Annotated in this window: 10 protein-coding genes; 4 read left to right on the forward strand and 6 right to left on the reverse strand. The window is 42.4% G+C overall.

Annotated elements, in window-relative coordinates; all coding sequences use genetic code 11:
- Positions 1-75 precede the first annotated feature (75 nt).
- Together pyrD and pepN are read right to left on the reverse strand one after the other, a co-directional pair.
- Positions 76-1,086 (reverse strand): quinone-dependent dihydroorotate dehydrogenase, encoded by a 1,011-nt coding sequence (pyrD, locus tag PR833_RS02525; protein WP_014657940.1) that lies wholly within the window; start codon positions 1,084-1,086, stop codon positions 76-78.
- Between the two features lie 405 nt (positions 1,087-1,491).
- On the reverse strand, positions 1,492-4,110 hold the full coding sequence (gene pepN, locus PR833_RS02530; RefSeq protein WP_163767454.1) for an aminopeptidase N: 2,619 nt from the start codon (positions 4,108-4,110) through the stop codon (positions 1,492-1,494).
- Positions 4,111-4,620: 510 nt separating this feature from the next.
- Between pepN and pncB the strand changes: the two genes are divergently transcribed.
- The 4 genes from pncB (at position 4,621) to PR833_RS02550 (ending at position 10,742) form a co-directional block, all read left to right on the forward strand.
- Positions 4,621-5,835: a nicotinate phosphoribosyltransferase gene (gene pncB / locus PR833_RS02535; protein ID WP_004918176.1), complete on the forward strand. Its 1,215-nt coding sequence runs from the start codon at positions 4,621-4,623 to the stop codon at positions 5,833-5,835.
- Positions 5,836-6,174: 339 nt separating this feature from the next.
- On the forward strand, positions 6,175-7,575 hold the full coding sequence (asnS, locus tag PR833_RS02540) for an asparagine--tRNA ligase (protein WP_004918174.1): 1,401 nt from the start codon (positions 6,175-6,177) through the stop codon (positions 7,573-7,575).
- 531 nt (positions 7,576-8,106) lie between these two features.
- Positions 8,107-9,201, forward strand: a complete 1,095-nt coding sequence (locus tag PR833_RS02545; RefSeq protein WP_272525898.1) for a porin — start codon at positions 8,107-8,109, stop codon at positions 9,199-9,201.
- Between the two features lie 350 nt (positions 9,202-9,551).
- Complete coding sequence (locus tag PR833_RS02550; RefSeq protein WP_004918170.1) at positions 9,552-10,742, forward strand: amino acid aminotransferase; 1,191 nt, start codon at positions 9,552-9,554, stop codon at positions 10,740-10,742.
- A 181-nt stretch (positions 10,743-10,923) separates the two neighbouring features.
- On the opposite strand, the gene PR833_RS02555 is transcribed toward PR833_RS02550, so the two are convergent.
- The 4 genes from PR833_RS02555 to aphA all read right to left on the reverse strand — a co-directional run bounded on the left by PR833_RS02555 (position 10,924) and on the right by aphA (position 15,454).
- On the reverse strand, positions 10,924-11,571 hold the full coding sequence (locus PR833_RS02555; protein ID WP_036943623.1) for an MBL fold metallo-hydrolase: 648 nt from the start codon (positions 11,569-11,571) through the stop codon (positions 10,924-10,926).
- Between the two features lie 115 nt (positions 11,572-11,686).
- The gene (locus PR833_RS02560; RefSeq protein WP_014657936.1) at positions 11,687-12,235 is read right to left on the reverse strand and encodes a YcbK family protein; all 549 of its coding nucleotides are present in this window, start codon (positions 12,233-12,235) and stop codon (positions 11,687-11,689) included.
- Between the two features lie 383 nt (positions 12,236-12,618).
- Positions 12,619-14,346 (reverse strand): L,D-transpeptidase, encoded by a 1,728-nt coding sequence (ldtD, locus tag PR833_RS02565; protein WP_004918160.1) that lies wholly within the window; start codon positions 14,344-14,346, stop codon positions 12,619-12,621.
- 394 nt (positions 14,347-14,740) lie between these two features.
- Entirely contained in the window at positions 14,741-15,454 is a 714-nt protein-coding gene (gene aphA / locus PR833_RS02570) for an acid phosphatase AphA (protein WP_004918158.1), read from the reverse strand.
- Positions 15,455-15,505: the final 51 nt, after the last annotated feature.

Consider the following 15,505-nt stretch of genomic DNA (forward strand, 5'->3'; position numbering starts at 1 on the left):
AAAAATAGACAGCCAACTCAATATAGATTAAAAGGGAGCATAAATAAAGCCCCCTTTAGGTAAATTTACAGTTAACTATATATGGTTCACAATATCTTTTATTAATTTTGGCCCATTATATATAAAACCAGAATAAATTTGGATTAATGATGCCCCCGCGTCCATTTTTTCTCTCGCAGCAGTTAATGAGTCTATACCACCCACTCCAATAATAGGTAACTGCCCTTTTAATTCACGAGAAATGATCCGAATAACCTCTGTGCTTTTTAGTTGCACTGGGCGTCCACTTAAACCGCCAGCTTCATTACAATGATTTAAACCTTGAACTAAAGAACGATCTAACGTGGTATTGGTTGCAATCACACCATCAATATTATGTCGAACTAAGCTATCGGTAACTTGGATTATTTCTGCTTCGGTCAGATCCGGTGCAACTTTAACCGCAACAGGAACATATTTTTGATATTTCGATTGTAACTCCAGTTGCTTGGCTTTTATTCCACTTAATAAATCATCCAACGCTTCGCCATATTGCAAAGTGCGTAAACCTGGCGTATTTGGTGATGAAATATTAATAGCAATATAACCGGCATGTGCATAAACTTTATCCATGCAAATTAAATAGTCATCCTTGCCTTGTTCCACTGGGGTGTCTTTATTTTTACCGATATTAATGCCAATAACCCCACCGTAAGTTGATTTTTTGACATTTTCAACAAGGTTATCAACGCCTTTATTGTTGAACCCCATACGATTAATCAGTGCTTCCGCTTCCACTAATCTAAACAATCTAGGCTTATCATTACCTGATTGCGGCCGTGGCGTCACCGTTCCAATCTCAACAAAACCAAAGCCCATTGCTCCAAAAGCATCAATACATTCACCGTCTTTATCTAAACCCGCAGCTAGGCCAAGTGGATTTTTAAAAGACAGTCCCATACATTGAACAGGTTTAGTAGCAACAGATTGGCGGAGAAGGAATTTAAGCGGGGAATTATTTAAACATTGAAGCTGCCGAAACGTCAGTTCATGGGCTTTTTCTGGGTCGAACTGGAATAGAGCCTTGCGGGCAAGGTGATATAACATATCCAATAACCTATTTCTGTCTATACCCACCATATTTTAAGTTGTAAGCACAGCGATAACACTTGCTGCCGACACCTCAAACTATTTTGTGTATAAAGCGATTAAAAGACACAATGTTCCGCGCGTCAAAACACTCAACAAATGAAATTTGCTGAGGCCATTTTTAACAGGGATACATTTTCATCCGATAAAACGCGACATAGATTACCCTATTTTACGCCTTTTTTTCTATAAAAAATTCATTTATTCGCTACTTGCAAACCAAAGTTGCCTTAATCGGCAATTGAACCGTTGCTGTCAATGGAATAGCACCGCATACAACCTAATATGATTGCCTGATTTAAAAGAAAAAGCCCTTGAAACGACGTTCAAGGGCTAACAACACAGCTAATATCAGTAAAGAACTTAGCTTTCGAGCGCTTTCGTCACTTTTTCGAACAGATCACCTGAAAGGTTATCCAACGCTTTGAGTTGCTCTAACGTATTGCGCATCAGGCCTTGGCGTTTATCGTCAAAACGTTTCAAACGGATCAACGGTTCAATCAATCGCGATGCGACCTGTGGGTTACGTGTATTTAAATCCACGAGGATCTCATACAGGAATTGATAGCCGCTACCATCTTTCGCATGGAAAGCTGACGGGTTACCGGAGGTAAACGCCCCAACCAAAGAACGCACACGATTTGGGTTGCTCATACTAAATGAACGGTGATTCAGCAAGCTACGTACTTTCTGCAAGACATCCGGTGCAGGGCTAGTACCTTGCAATGTAAACCATTTATCCATCACTAGGCCATCGTGGTGCCAACGCTCATCAAAGGCCGTCATTAATGACTCTAGGCACGGTAACTGAGACTCACTCGCCGCCGTTAATGCGGCTAAAGAGTCGGTCATATTATCGGCCGATTTGAATTGTTCTGACACTAATTTGTCTGCGAGTGCTTGATCATCGCCTGCTGCAATATACTGTAAACACACGTTACGTAATGAACGTTTCGCAATATCGCTGTGGTCAACACGGTAGCCATCAATTTTAATCGATTGATAAACCGCGAGGAATTCATCAGCCATTGCTGTCGCCAGTTGATGAGCGATAAAGTTAGCAACATGATGGATGGCATCAGGGTCGATAGTTTGGAAAAATTCTGCCATCTCATTTTCAGAAGGCAGAGTCAAAATCAGTGCCGCGAGTGCTGGATCGATGGTGTCATTAAGTAACACTGCTCGGAATGCATCAATCACATGCTCAGGGAGAACGAGCGCGTTGCCCGCCTGATAGTTCGCAACGTTGATCTTCACATAGTTACCGATCAGTTGCTGAGCCGCATCCCAACGTGAGAACTCATTACTTGCATACTGCATCAGAAAAGCGAGTTGCTCATCACTGTATGGATAGTCCAATTTAACTGGCGCAGAAAATTCACGTAGTAATGATGGCACAGGGCGGCTTGGCACATTATCAAAAGTGAATGTTTGTGATGCTTGCGTAACATTCAATACAGAGTTTACGCTACTGCCAAGATATTGCAGAGGAATAACGGCCCCATCTTCACCATACAACTCAATATCGAGTGGAATGTGTAACGGCTGCTTTTCTGACTGATCCGCGGTCGGAGGTGTCATTTGGCTCACATGCAGCACATACTGTTGCTTTTCAGGGAAGTACTCATCACGAACCGTTAATACAGGTGTCCCTGATTGACTGTACCAACGACGGAATAACGAAAGATCCACATTCGAAGCATCTTCCATCGCTTGCACAAAGTCATCACAGGTTGCGGCGCTGCCATCATGACGATGAATATACAGTTGCATACCCGCTTGGAACATTTCTTCCCCTAGCAGAGTATGGATCATACGAATAACTTCAGCCCCTTTTTCATAGACCGTTAGCGTATAGAAGTTATTCATCTCGATCACTTTTTCAGGGCGAATTGGATGAGCCATTGGGCTTGCATCTTCAGCAAACTGAGCCGCACGCATCACTTTGACATTATTAATGCGATTGACAGAGCGAGAGCCAAGATCTGAACTGAACTCCTGATCACGGAAAACGGTCAAACCTTCTTTTAGGCTTAGTTGGAACCAATCGCGGCAAGTGATACGGTTACCTGTCCAGTTATGGAAATATTCATGACCGATAACAGATTCTATATTTAAGTAGTCTTTATCGGTTGCGGTTTCATTTTTAGCGAGCACATATTTTGAGTTAAAGACATTCAGCCCTTTATTCTCCATCGCGCCCATATTAAAGAAATCAACCGCCACTATCATGTAGATATCAAGGTCATATTCAAGACCAAAGCGATCTTCATCCCATTTCATGGCATTTTTTAGGGATTGCATTGCCCATGGTGCACGATCAAGGTTGCCTTTATCAACAAACAACTCTAATGCGACCTCGCGGCCTGTGCGCGTCACGAAAGTGTCGCGAAGAACATCAAAATCCCCCGCAACTAACGCAAATAGGTAACTTGGTTTAGGGAACGGATCTTGCCATTTCACCCAATGGCGCCCATCATCAAGTGTCCCTTCGGCAATACGGTTACCATTCGATAGCAAGTAAGGATAGCGCTGTTTATCGGCGGTAATTGTCGTCGTATAACGCGCTAACACATCCGGCCTATCCTGATAATAAGTAATATGGCGGAAACCTTCTGCTTCACATTGAGTGCATAATGCATCCCCTGAAACATATAGGCCTTCTAATGCTGTGTTTTTTTCAGGGCTGATTTCATTCACTATGCGTAACGTGAAAGCCTCAGGCAATGATGCCAATATCAGCTTACCATCTTGCTCTTTATAATCAGTCCAAGGCTGACCATCCACTTCAATAGAGACCAATTTAAGGTCTTCACCATGCAGTTCCAGTGTAGATGAGGCTGGGTTAAGGCGTTTGACTTGGCTAATTGCCGTCACGACGGTTTTTGCGGGATCGAGGATAAAATCAAGATCAATTTCAGAGATAGTATAATCAGGTGCTTGGTAGTCCTGACGATATTTCGCTTGTCGCAATTGGGTCATATGAAACCTTTTTTATTCGTTAATTCGATATAGTCGTTTACCAATTCTTCTTTATATTACTATACGCTGCTGCAACATAAATGCTATATGAGAAACACTCTCATCATACTATGTTAACGATTTATGACTATCAGTATCGATAAATGTTAACAATTGGTTTGTTCGTTGATGCTATAACGCTGTTAAATAGAAAATTACGTGTTAGTATCGTTTCATGCTCAATGACTGGCAATGAGTATATTAACGCTTGTTAATCAACTCTAATCGCTAATGTGCCATTCTGGTCAATGACGTATACTCTAAATCATTCGAGAGCCATGGCAAATAGGCCATAACCGTCACCGATAAGGCGACAACTCGAAATGTGATGAGTATAAATAAATATTGGAAATGCTCACAGACACAAGAGTGATGCAATAAGGCTTCTATCTTCTGTCAAAGTGAGTATACTTTTCCAACTTTAACGATTTAGCTAATAAGTAGATAGCTCCGCGAGGACGCCTGCGCGCCATGAATTTAGACGCTACCCCTATTATTACATCACTGCTTGACACTGATGCTTATAAGCTTCATATGCAGCAGGCCGTATTTCACCATTACAGCCAAGTACCGGTTGTCGCCGAGTTCCGCTGTCGTAGTCGTGAAATTCTAGGTGCCTATGCCGATGAAATCCGCCAGCAAGTCCAATTGATGGCTCACCTTTCACTCACCGATGATGAGGCCAACTATTTAAAAGAGCTTCCTTTTTTCAAAGACGATTATCTTGCATGGCTAAAAACGTTTCGCTTTAAACCTGAACAGGTCAATATCACCACTGCGGATGATGGGCAGCTCGCAATTCGTATTAGTGGCCCATGGTGCGAAGTGATTATGTGGGAAGTTCCCCTCCTCGCCTTGATCAGTGAAATAGTTCAACGCGATAGGCATCCACAGGTGACCCAAGAAGATGCCGTTACTCAGTTGAAAAAATTACTGACGGTATTTTATGATCAAGCGGCCGAAAACCATATCGACCTTAGCCGCTTTAAACTCATGGATTTCGGCACGCGCCGCCGTTTTTCCTATGATGTCCAATCTGCTATCGTCTCCTTGCTTAAAGAGGAGTTCCCTTACCTTGTGGGCACAAGTAATTACAAACTGGCACATAAATTAGGGCTAGCCCCCGTCGGCACCCAAGCCCATGAATGGTTCCAAGCGCACCAACAAATTAGCCCTGAGTTAGCCAATAGCCAACGTGCTGCACTCCAAAGTTGGCTTGACGAATACCCCGACCAACTTGGCATTGCATTAACGGACTGTATCACGATGGATGCATTTTTGCGTGATTTCGATGATAACTTTGCGAAGCGCTACCAAGGATTACGCCACGATTCAGGGGATCCTATTGAATGGGGAGAGAAGGCCATTGCGCACTATGAGAAATTAGGCATTGACCCAATGACTAAGACGCTCGTGTTCTCAGATAGTCTCGACTTACAAAAATCATTAGAGCTGTATCGCTATTTCCATAAACGCATTAACCTTGTGTTTGGGATTGGCACAAGGCTCACTTGCAATATTCCCGGTGTCGTACCTCTGAATATTGTGATCAAATTGGTTGAATGCAACGGCAAACCCGTCGCGAAATTATCCGATAGTCCGGGTAAAACCATTTGTGAAGACGATGAGTTCGTTAATCAGCTTCGCAAAGCGTTCGATCTTCCTAAAATGGAAAAGGCTTGCTAATTTGGCGATGCACTGTGTGATACCTTAATGGGAATAGGTATCACACCAATTCCCCTTTCAGCGTACGCAATAACACGATAACTTGTCGCTTAATAATATATTTGCTTGCTATTCTAACCCCAACTAGGTTATAGCTAGAGGCTATTGCACTTTTTGGTACAAAAGTATCGATTTTTTACTTGTTTCCTGCCTCACGGCAAGTAACATAGAACTTTAACCTTGAAATAGAGAATTTCGGGAAAACAAATACTTTCACTGGTCTATAAGATGAAAAATGGCTTATTTAGCCCAGTGAAAATGTCATCGTTAATTTCGTTTATATAAAAGAGAGTAATTTTTATGATCGTAGCGCCTGTAGTCGATGTACTGCAAGGCCGTGTGGCGGTTGGCTCTGAAGTCACCGTTCAAGGCTGGGTACGTACAAGGAGAGATTCAAATGCTGGTTTTTCTTTCCTCGCCGTTTATGACGGTTCCTGCTTTAACCCATTACAGGCTGTCATCAATAATAATTTACCTAATTATAACGACGAAGTCCTGCATTTGACGACAGGCTGTTCTGTTGAAGTCACGGGGATCGTGAAAGAGTCACCGGGTCAAGGCCAATCTTTCGAATTAGAAGCAACAGCCGTTAACGTTGTTGGTTGGGTTGAAGATCCGGATACTTACCCTATGGCTGCAAAACGTCATAGCGTTGAGTACTTACGTGAAGTCGCACACTTGCGTCCTCGTACCAACTTAATTGGTGCGGTAGCTCGTGTTCGCCATACCCTCGCCCAAGCGCTGCATCGTTTCTTTGATGAGCAAGGCTATTTTTGGGTTTCTACCCCAATTATTACAGCTTCAGATACCGAGGGTGCAGGTGAAATGTTCCGTGTTTCTACACTGGATTACAACAACCTGCCACGTAACGACAAAGGCGAAGTGGATTTCAGTGAAGACTTCTTTGGTCGTGAATCCTTCTTAACCGTATCCGGTCAATTAAACGGCGAAGCTTATGCCACCGCATTAAGCAAAGTCTATACCTTTGGCCCAACATTCCGTGCAGAGAACTCAAACACCAGCCGCCACTTAGCGGAGTTCTGGATGGTAGAGCCAGAAGTGGCCTTTGCTAGCCTAGACGATGTTGCGGGTCTTGCTGAGCAAATGTTGAAGTTTGTCTTTAAAGCTGCGCTGGATGAGCGCCGCGATGACCTTGAGTTCTTCGCTCAACGTGTCGACAAAGAGGTTATCAACCGCCTTGAAAGCTTCGTTAATTCAGATTTCGCTCAAGTTGATTACACTGACGCAATCAAGATCCTTGAAACCTGCGGTAAGAAATTTGAAAACCCCGTTTACTGGGGGGTTGATATGTCTTCTGAGCATGAGCGCTATTTGGCTGAGCAACATTTCAAAGCACCTGTGGTTGTTAAAAACTATCCTAAGGACATTAAAGCTTTCTATATGCGCCTTAACGAAGATGGCAAGACAGTGGCAGCAATGGATGTACTCGCCCCCGGTATTGGTGAAATCATCGGTGGTTCACAACGTGAAGAGCGCCTTGATATGTTAGACGCGCGTCTTGAAGAGCTTGGAATGAACAAAGAAGATTACTGGTGGTATCGTGACCTACGTCGTTACGGCACCGTGCCTCACTCAGGCTTTGGCCTCGGGTTCGAGCGCTTAGTGGCTTATGTAACAGGTGTCGGTAACGTCCGTGAAGTGATCCCATTCCCACGTACACCACGCAATGCGGCATTCTAATCACTACAGCTTTTCCAAATAAGCTTCCAATATCGAGCCTATCATGGCTCGATATTTTTTATCACCGTCATTCTTTTTAGTCGATTTGCGAAATACATCACAGCGTTACCAACTGAGCACAATTTCTGCACCCTTTTTAAATTGATTTAGCTTAGATCGGAAAATTCCGCTTTTTTCATCGTTTTTTGTTTTCTCTATAAGCAAATCTATCACTTATATTTATCTAAGCTGTTCAAAAAAAGTTCAATTTGACCTTTAAAAAAGTTCCCTAAATTTTGTAATTATTTTTAAACTGGTCATACCTGTGGTTATTTTTCACTCTATTTTTTACATTTTGAAACACCTTGTTACCATTTGTTTCAGAATCTTTATTTTTGTAGCACTTTGAGGGTAGATAAATTTATTTACCAATGGAACACTGGACGCCGACATAGACGACACTAATCTCTCATAAATAGTTCCAAATTTTTTTGAGAATTATTTTTGGCAGTGGCAGGTGTCCGAATAACACCAATGAGGGTAATAATAATGATGAAACGCAATATTCTTGCAATGGTTATCCCAGCTCTGTTGGCTGCAGGCGCAGCAAACGCAGCTGAAGTATACAACAAAGACGGCAACAAACTAGACGTTTACGGTAAAGTTGACGTTCGTCACTATTTTGCTGACGCTGATAAAGGTAAGAAAAGTGAAGATGGCGACGACTCACGCGTTCGTTTAGGTGTTAAAGGTGATACTCAAATCACTGACCAACTGACTGGTTTTGGTCGTTTTGAGTGGGAAACTAAGACTAACAAAGCTGAAAATGAAGGCGAAAACAAAAACCGTCTAGCTTACGCGGGTCTGAAATTTGCTGACTTCGGTTCAATCGACTACGGCCGTAACTACGGTGTAGTATACGACACGAACGCATGGACCGACGTGTTCCCACTGTGGGGCGCGGACACTATGGCTCAGTCTGACAACTTCATGACTAGCCGTAACCGTAACCTGTTAACTTACCGTAACAACAACGCGTTCGGTTATGTTGATGGCCTGAGCTTCGCTCTGCAATACCAAGGTAAAAACGGTGACAACAACAAGTCATCAGCAGGTGACGCTGCTAAAGACAACGGTGACGGCTACGGTTTCTCAGCAGCGTATGATTTAGGTTGGGGCGTATCACTGGGTGGTGGTTACTCTAACTCTTCTCGTACTCCTAATCAGCAACATAACACAACTGCTGGTGGTCAAAAAGCACAAGCATGGAACGTTGGTGGTAAATTCGACGCTAACAACGTTTACTTAGCCGCTATGTACGGTCAAACACTGAACACTACTCGTTATGGTTCAGACGACAATATCGCTAACAAAACTGAAAACGTTGAATTAGTTGCTCAATACCTGTTCGACTTCGGTCTGAAACCATCTATTGGTTATAACCAATCTAAAGGTAAAGACCTAGGTGCTTGGGGTAACAAAGACCTCGTTAAATATGTTTCTGTAGGTTCTTACTACTACTTCAACAAAAACATGTCTGCAGTTGTTGATTACAAAATCAACCTGCTGAAAGACAACGAGTTCACTCGTGACAACGGTATCAACACTGATAACGTTCTGGGTCTGGGTCTGGTTTACCAGTTCTAATTATTGTTTAAACAATAATTCAGACAACAGTGAAATCTGTTTTGAAAAGCAACGCTTCGGCGTTGCTTTTTTCGTCTGTATAGCGAGCTTGCACAACCTATTGTCTTTCCACCTTTTAGTTACCGCTAAGCCATTAAATCTCGCATAAAAATCAATTCTTAAGTTAATCTGTGGGGAAGTAAGTGAAAACCGCTGTATTTTGTGCGATTAATGGTCATATCCCATGCAATTTATACCTGCATCACAAGATCTTGCCAATTTTTAGTAAAACGGTTGGCAAATTGTTTTCTGCGCGTTAACCTGAGCACTCAACATTTTCGGCTTAACAACTGAGCTTTGGAATCGACAACATGTTTGAAAAAATTACTGCTGCCCCTGCTGACCCTATTTTAGGCCTTGCTGATAGTTTCCGTGCTGATCCTCGTGAAAACAAAATTAACCTCGGTATCGGCGTCTACAAAGACGAGTCTGGTAAAACCCCTGTTTTAGACACTGTAAAAAAAGCAGAGAAATTCCTGCTTGAAAACGAAAATACCAAAAACTATCTTGCCATCAGTGGGATGCCAGAATTTGGTCGTGTCACCCAAGAGCTGTTATTTGGTAAAGAGCATGAAATTGTCACCTCTAAACGCGCTCGTACTGCACAAGCGCCTGGAGGTACGGGTGCCCTACGTATTGCCGCTGACTTTATCGCTAGTCAAACCAATGCTAAACGTGTTTGGATAAGCAATCCAACATGGCCAAACCACAAAAATATTTTTGAAGCCGCTGGCTTAGAAGTGTTGACTTACAACTACTATGATGCCGCAAGTCATGGTATGGACTTTGATGGTATGCTCAACAGCTTATCTTCTGCGGTAGCCGGTGATGTTATCGTTCTGCATGGCTGCTGCCATAACCCAACAGGTATCGACCCAACAGCTGAGCAATGGGCTAAACTCTCTGCCCTATGCGCGGAGAAAGGTTTACTGCCAGTATTTGACTTCGCTTATCAAGGCTTTGCTAAAGGGTTAGATGAAGATGCTGAAGGGCTGCGTATCTTTACCCAACAAAACCCAGAAATGATCGTCGCCAGCTCTTACTCTAAGAACTTCGGCTTATATAATGAGCGTGTCGGTGCCTGCACCATTATTGCGAAAGATAGCGATAATGCAGAGCGTGCGTTTAGCCAAGCAAAAGCGGTTATCCGTGCTAACTACTCAAACCCACCAGCACACGGTGCAGCCGTGGTTACGACCATTCTTTCTGATGACGCATTAAAAGCAGAGTGGATCCAAGAGCTGACCTCAATGCGTGAGCGTATTAAACGTATGCGTCAGTTGCTGGTGAATACACTGGAAGAAAAAGGCGCTAAACAGGACTTCAGCTTCATTATCAACCAAAATGGTATGTTCTCCTTCAGTGGCCTCAATAAAGAGCAGGTAGAGCGCTTACGTAGCGAATTTGGTATCTATGCAGTTAGCTCTGGGCGTATCAACGTCGCAGGTTTAACGCTGGAAAACATGGTGCCACTGTGTGAAGCCATCGTAAAAGTGCTGTAATGGCTTAACACGATAAAGTTTTTACAATAATAGAACGCCTCTCAATAAATTATGAGAGGCGTTTTTTCTTTTTAAATAACAGAAAACTAGCTCGATAAAATCACAGAAATAGCCATGTCCCAACAGGTTGGGGCATGGCTTCATAGGGTGAAAGCAAGCTTAGATGGTGATTAAGTCGTCATCACCAAACAGGAAGATCATCCTGCAAAAATGGATTGGTTTTGCGCTCATGACCAAGATCTGACATTGGCCCGTGGCCTGGGATAAACTGATAGTCATCCCCTAAAGGCAGAACCTTGTTTTTGATTGAAGCAATCAACGCCTGATGGTCTCCACGAGGGAAATCACTGCGCCCTACCCCCCCTTTAAATAGCACATCCCCCATTGAGATAAGTTTATCTGCATGGTTAACAAAAATAATGTGGCCAGGGGTATGACCGGGGCAATGCAATACATCAAAGGCCATCGATCCACAATGAACAGTCTGCCCCTCTTCTAACCAATAGTCAGGGGTGAAGCTAGGACCACCTTCAATATTAAACATCGCATGTTGCTCTGCTAGCGCTTCAATCCAAAAAGCATCTTCTTTTTGTGGGCCATAAATAGGGGCTGAAAAGTGCTTAGAAATGATAGCCGTTGCACCGATATGATCAGCATGCCCATGTGTGAGCAGAATTTTAGTGAGTTTTAAACCACGCTCTTCGATAGCGGCAATGAGTTTTTCAGCTTCACCACCGGGATCGACTATCACTGCTTCCATCGTATTTTCATCCCAAATCACCTGACAATTTTGCTGAAAAGGGGTGACTGGGATAATCATATAGTTCATTAAGCAATCGCTCCGTAATCTGTTTTATTTATACCCTAAATACTTCAAGAAACAGCGCAAGGCAAAGTAATCCCTGCGAGTGCGGTGACTTGAAGTACGCTGAGCATAGTACAGATTACCATGTTCTTGCCGGACCTGTATCAATATGGATGAAATTACTTTTTGGATAATAACCAACGCCGCCAGCTCTCATTTTCAGTGCCGCTTTACGGATATGGCTCAATTGTATCCCTTCGATATGGAAGTCCATTGCTTGTCCACGAGTATGGTAACTCTTTTTCGCCACCCCCGAGCTGCTACGGCGCAAGGCATTATTTGTTTCAAGTGAACGGTAACCTGAAATCAATTGAATAGGCTTATTCGACCCTAACATAACCTGTAACATATAAATTTGGTCGAATAACTTAGGATCAATGGTTTTGACTTTATCGCAACGGTAATCACGGAATAAGTGATTTAATCGAGCTAACTCAGATTTGTTATAATGGCGTCCATCAAAAAACTCTGTTTTTAAAAATTCCCCAGTATTGAGGTTTTGAAAACGCAAAATTTTTGGTTTAGGCGTCGTCATAGCAGCAAAAACATGGCTAGGCAATAAACTCAGCCCAAAAGCAGCTGCACCAGCACCTAACCACTTGCGGCGATTTTGGTCGATAATATCCATAGATGGTAACTCAAATTTCAATGGGTTAAACATACCCAGCCGTTCGAGCTACAACTTAGCGGCTAACTTCTTTCGAATCACTTCATTGCGCGCCTAGCTGCATCTCGAATGAGAGAGTATAGGAACAAAATTTATACTATTGTTCAGTCTAACAAATGATATTTAACTTTAATGTATAAAAATGTAAAGAAATAAGTAAATAAGCGCAAATTTGGCATATTTACGCCAAAAGAGTGAACTTGGTCACTCATAATAAATAGAATATCTTCTTGTTATTGAGTAATCATTGAAAATATAGGTTTTGATACTTAAGTGTAACCCACTATCAACTAATTATTAGTGATAATAGAAATATCAGGGAGGAAACCTCCCTGATATCACATTTAATGTAAGATGTTTTTTATTGCGGGTAAATATTTTTCAGCATTATTGATACTATTATCATATTGGTAAATATCAGCGCGGTACTGAGGCTGTTGCTCTTTGTCTACCCACGCCGTTTGATAATAAAGATAAACGGGGATCCTATCCGGAATATTCACATAACGCGTACTTCCTGCTTTTACTGCACCATCAATACGCTTTTGCTCCCACCCTGCATCACCTAACAAGATACTGGCTAATTCGCTAGCTTTATTTACCCGTACGCACCCTGAACTGATAGCACGTGCACTCCGATTAAATAAGCTGTGGTTCGGTGTATCATGCAGGTAGATTGCATCCGAACTTGGCATATTAAATTTATAGCGGCCTAATGAGTTGGTTGGCCCCGGTGCTTGACGGATCCGATAAGGGAAATTCGCTGGAGTGATCACATCCCAATTGATGGAGTAGGGATCAATCTCAAAGGAGTCTTCCCCCCATCCGGAATAGACCGTGTAACCTTTGCGGCTAAAATAGCTAGGATCCTGCTTCCCTCTTGGTGCAATGTCTTTACGAGCCATGCTGGTAGGCACGCTCCAAGGTGGATTGATCACCACATTATTTAATGCACTGCTCATTATTGGCGTTTTACGATCAGGCCGGCCAACAATCACTTTCGAATCTAAAATCACTTCATCATTTAGGAAGAAATTTAATGAAAATGCAGGGATATTCACCAAGATCCCAGTACCATTATTTTCAGGAATAATACGTAAGCGTTGAATATTCAACGCCATTAGCCCTGCTTTTTGCTGAGGTTTCATATTCAGCCAAACTTTGGTGCCTTTCCCCACCATACCGTCAGCTTCCAAGCCGTAGCGCTGTTGAAATTTTTTGACAGCTTCAACTAGCTCATCACTGTACAAACGCGCTTGTGCGGTCGCTTTGGCGATTTCTGCATCTGGCGCTGCGGCATCTAACTCTGTATTAATCGCCGTTTCATCAAGTAGCCCTTGGCGATACAAGATCTCACGTAAAGCGATAACATCATCACTCGATTGACCCGGTTTTAGGGTTTTGGTATCCACTAAAGCCAACCCATCGTCATCCATTTTTAGTTGCTTCAACATTTCTTCGCGCATAGGCTGGTACAGGGAATGTTGAGGCGATTGTAATTTGACCCATTCATTAAGGCGGTTTTCGGCGGCGGCATCCAACCATGGCTTCATTTGCTCTGCCGTAGGTGCCGCTATTTTGTAAGGCTGTTTCCGGTATAGCCAAAATTGCCCATTAGCTGAAACACCAGAAAGATATTGTAGATAACCCAACATGGCATCAGACAAAATCACATCACGGCCTAATTCGCTCAACTGAACATGTTCAAGGGCGGCTAACCACTCATTAAATTGAGGTTGTACCCCTGAAAGTGCCAGCTCCGCCAGTTGTTGCTGAAACTGTTCGATAGCCGTTTCATCTTGCCATAACAGTTTCATCTGCCGATCTGCATAAATCTTCGCGAGTTGTGAAGAAAAAACAGGTTTTATATCGGCAGGTAATGCTCCCGTAATTTGCGCTAAACTTTCAGTTGGTGTGATAGTCGCCACAGGGGCTGCCACCACCTCTTGCTGCAATGGCGCTTCTTCTGTCAAAATTAGCCCATTGTCTTGCGCTGAAAATACAGGAAGTTGTATCGACAACAGCCCACAAATTACCGAAAGTTGCAGAGCTTTCACTCTTTTCTTTGCCATAAATCCACCTTAAGTAACCACATGGATAACAATCATTTTTTATTATATTGAATATTAATTGTATTTAATTTCGAAAAGAATGTTATAGGAATTGGCTAATTTTGTCTTTAAATAACGCGAAACGATTTTACGCTTAGCCATTAAAACAGAATAAATACAACCAATGAAAAATAGACGTATTTACTGCTAAAATACCTAAAAACAAATCATAAAAATGAAATAATAACTAGATTGTTAAATTAAATATGACTTAAGTGTGATAGTTTCCTCTTTACACCTCTTTTGACTATTTCATGGCGAATGATACATTTACCTCTTATGAGTTAATCTTTGTGAGATACTAAAAAAGGCGCCAGGCGCCTTTATATTATTCATGTTATGTCGATTAACCTAATTAATATTCAGAGTTAATCACAACCTCTTCACCAAATTGCCCTGCTTTAGGTAATGGTTGGTAGGAGGAGTTTGCGGCACGTAAAATACGAATACCACGGATATTTAATTCACGAGCTGCGGCAATATCGGCATCAGCATCACCATAATAAATTTTTAATTTATGGTCACGCATCCAACTGACTTTATTATTTTGTCCCGGTTCATCCCCCGCAAAAATGACTGGGTTCATTTTATCTGCCGGGATACCAAGCCCTTCTTGTACATATTGGCTAACAGTTTCTGTTTTTGTCTTCGTGCGGCCAGTAATAAAGTAAACAGTATCACCACGTTTTAGATGCATTTGGACTAACTCGATGCCGACTTTTTTAGGCATGCTGAATTTATCCCATTCATTATTCATCTTTTCCCAAAATTCCCTATTTTTGAGATAACTAAAATCATTTGGAGAATATTCTAGTTTACCGCGATAAAAACCAGGACTGGAAAAAAGTACGGTATCATCAATATCAAAACCAACAGCCATAGGAGCTTGGCCTTCAAGGCTATTTTTAATTTGCTCAACAGAAACCCAATGAATTGGTTTCTGTTCAGCTAACTCTGCCACAGTTACCCCTGGGCTAACAACGTCTGGCATTAATACTTTTGCCTGTGACGTTGCCGTAAAGCTGAATACTAACGCGATGGCACTTAGGGTCAATGTCGTTTTTTTCATGTTGGATCCTTACTGATTTATTGACGATGCAGGCATCATGAAAGCAAGCCA

The sequence above is a fragment of the Providencia sp. PROV189 genome (assembly GCF_028480065.1).
In the GTDB taxonomy this organism is placed as follows: Bacteria; Pseudomonadota; Gammaproteobacteria; order Enterobacterales; family Enterobacteriaceae; genus Providencia; species Providencia stuartii.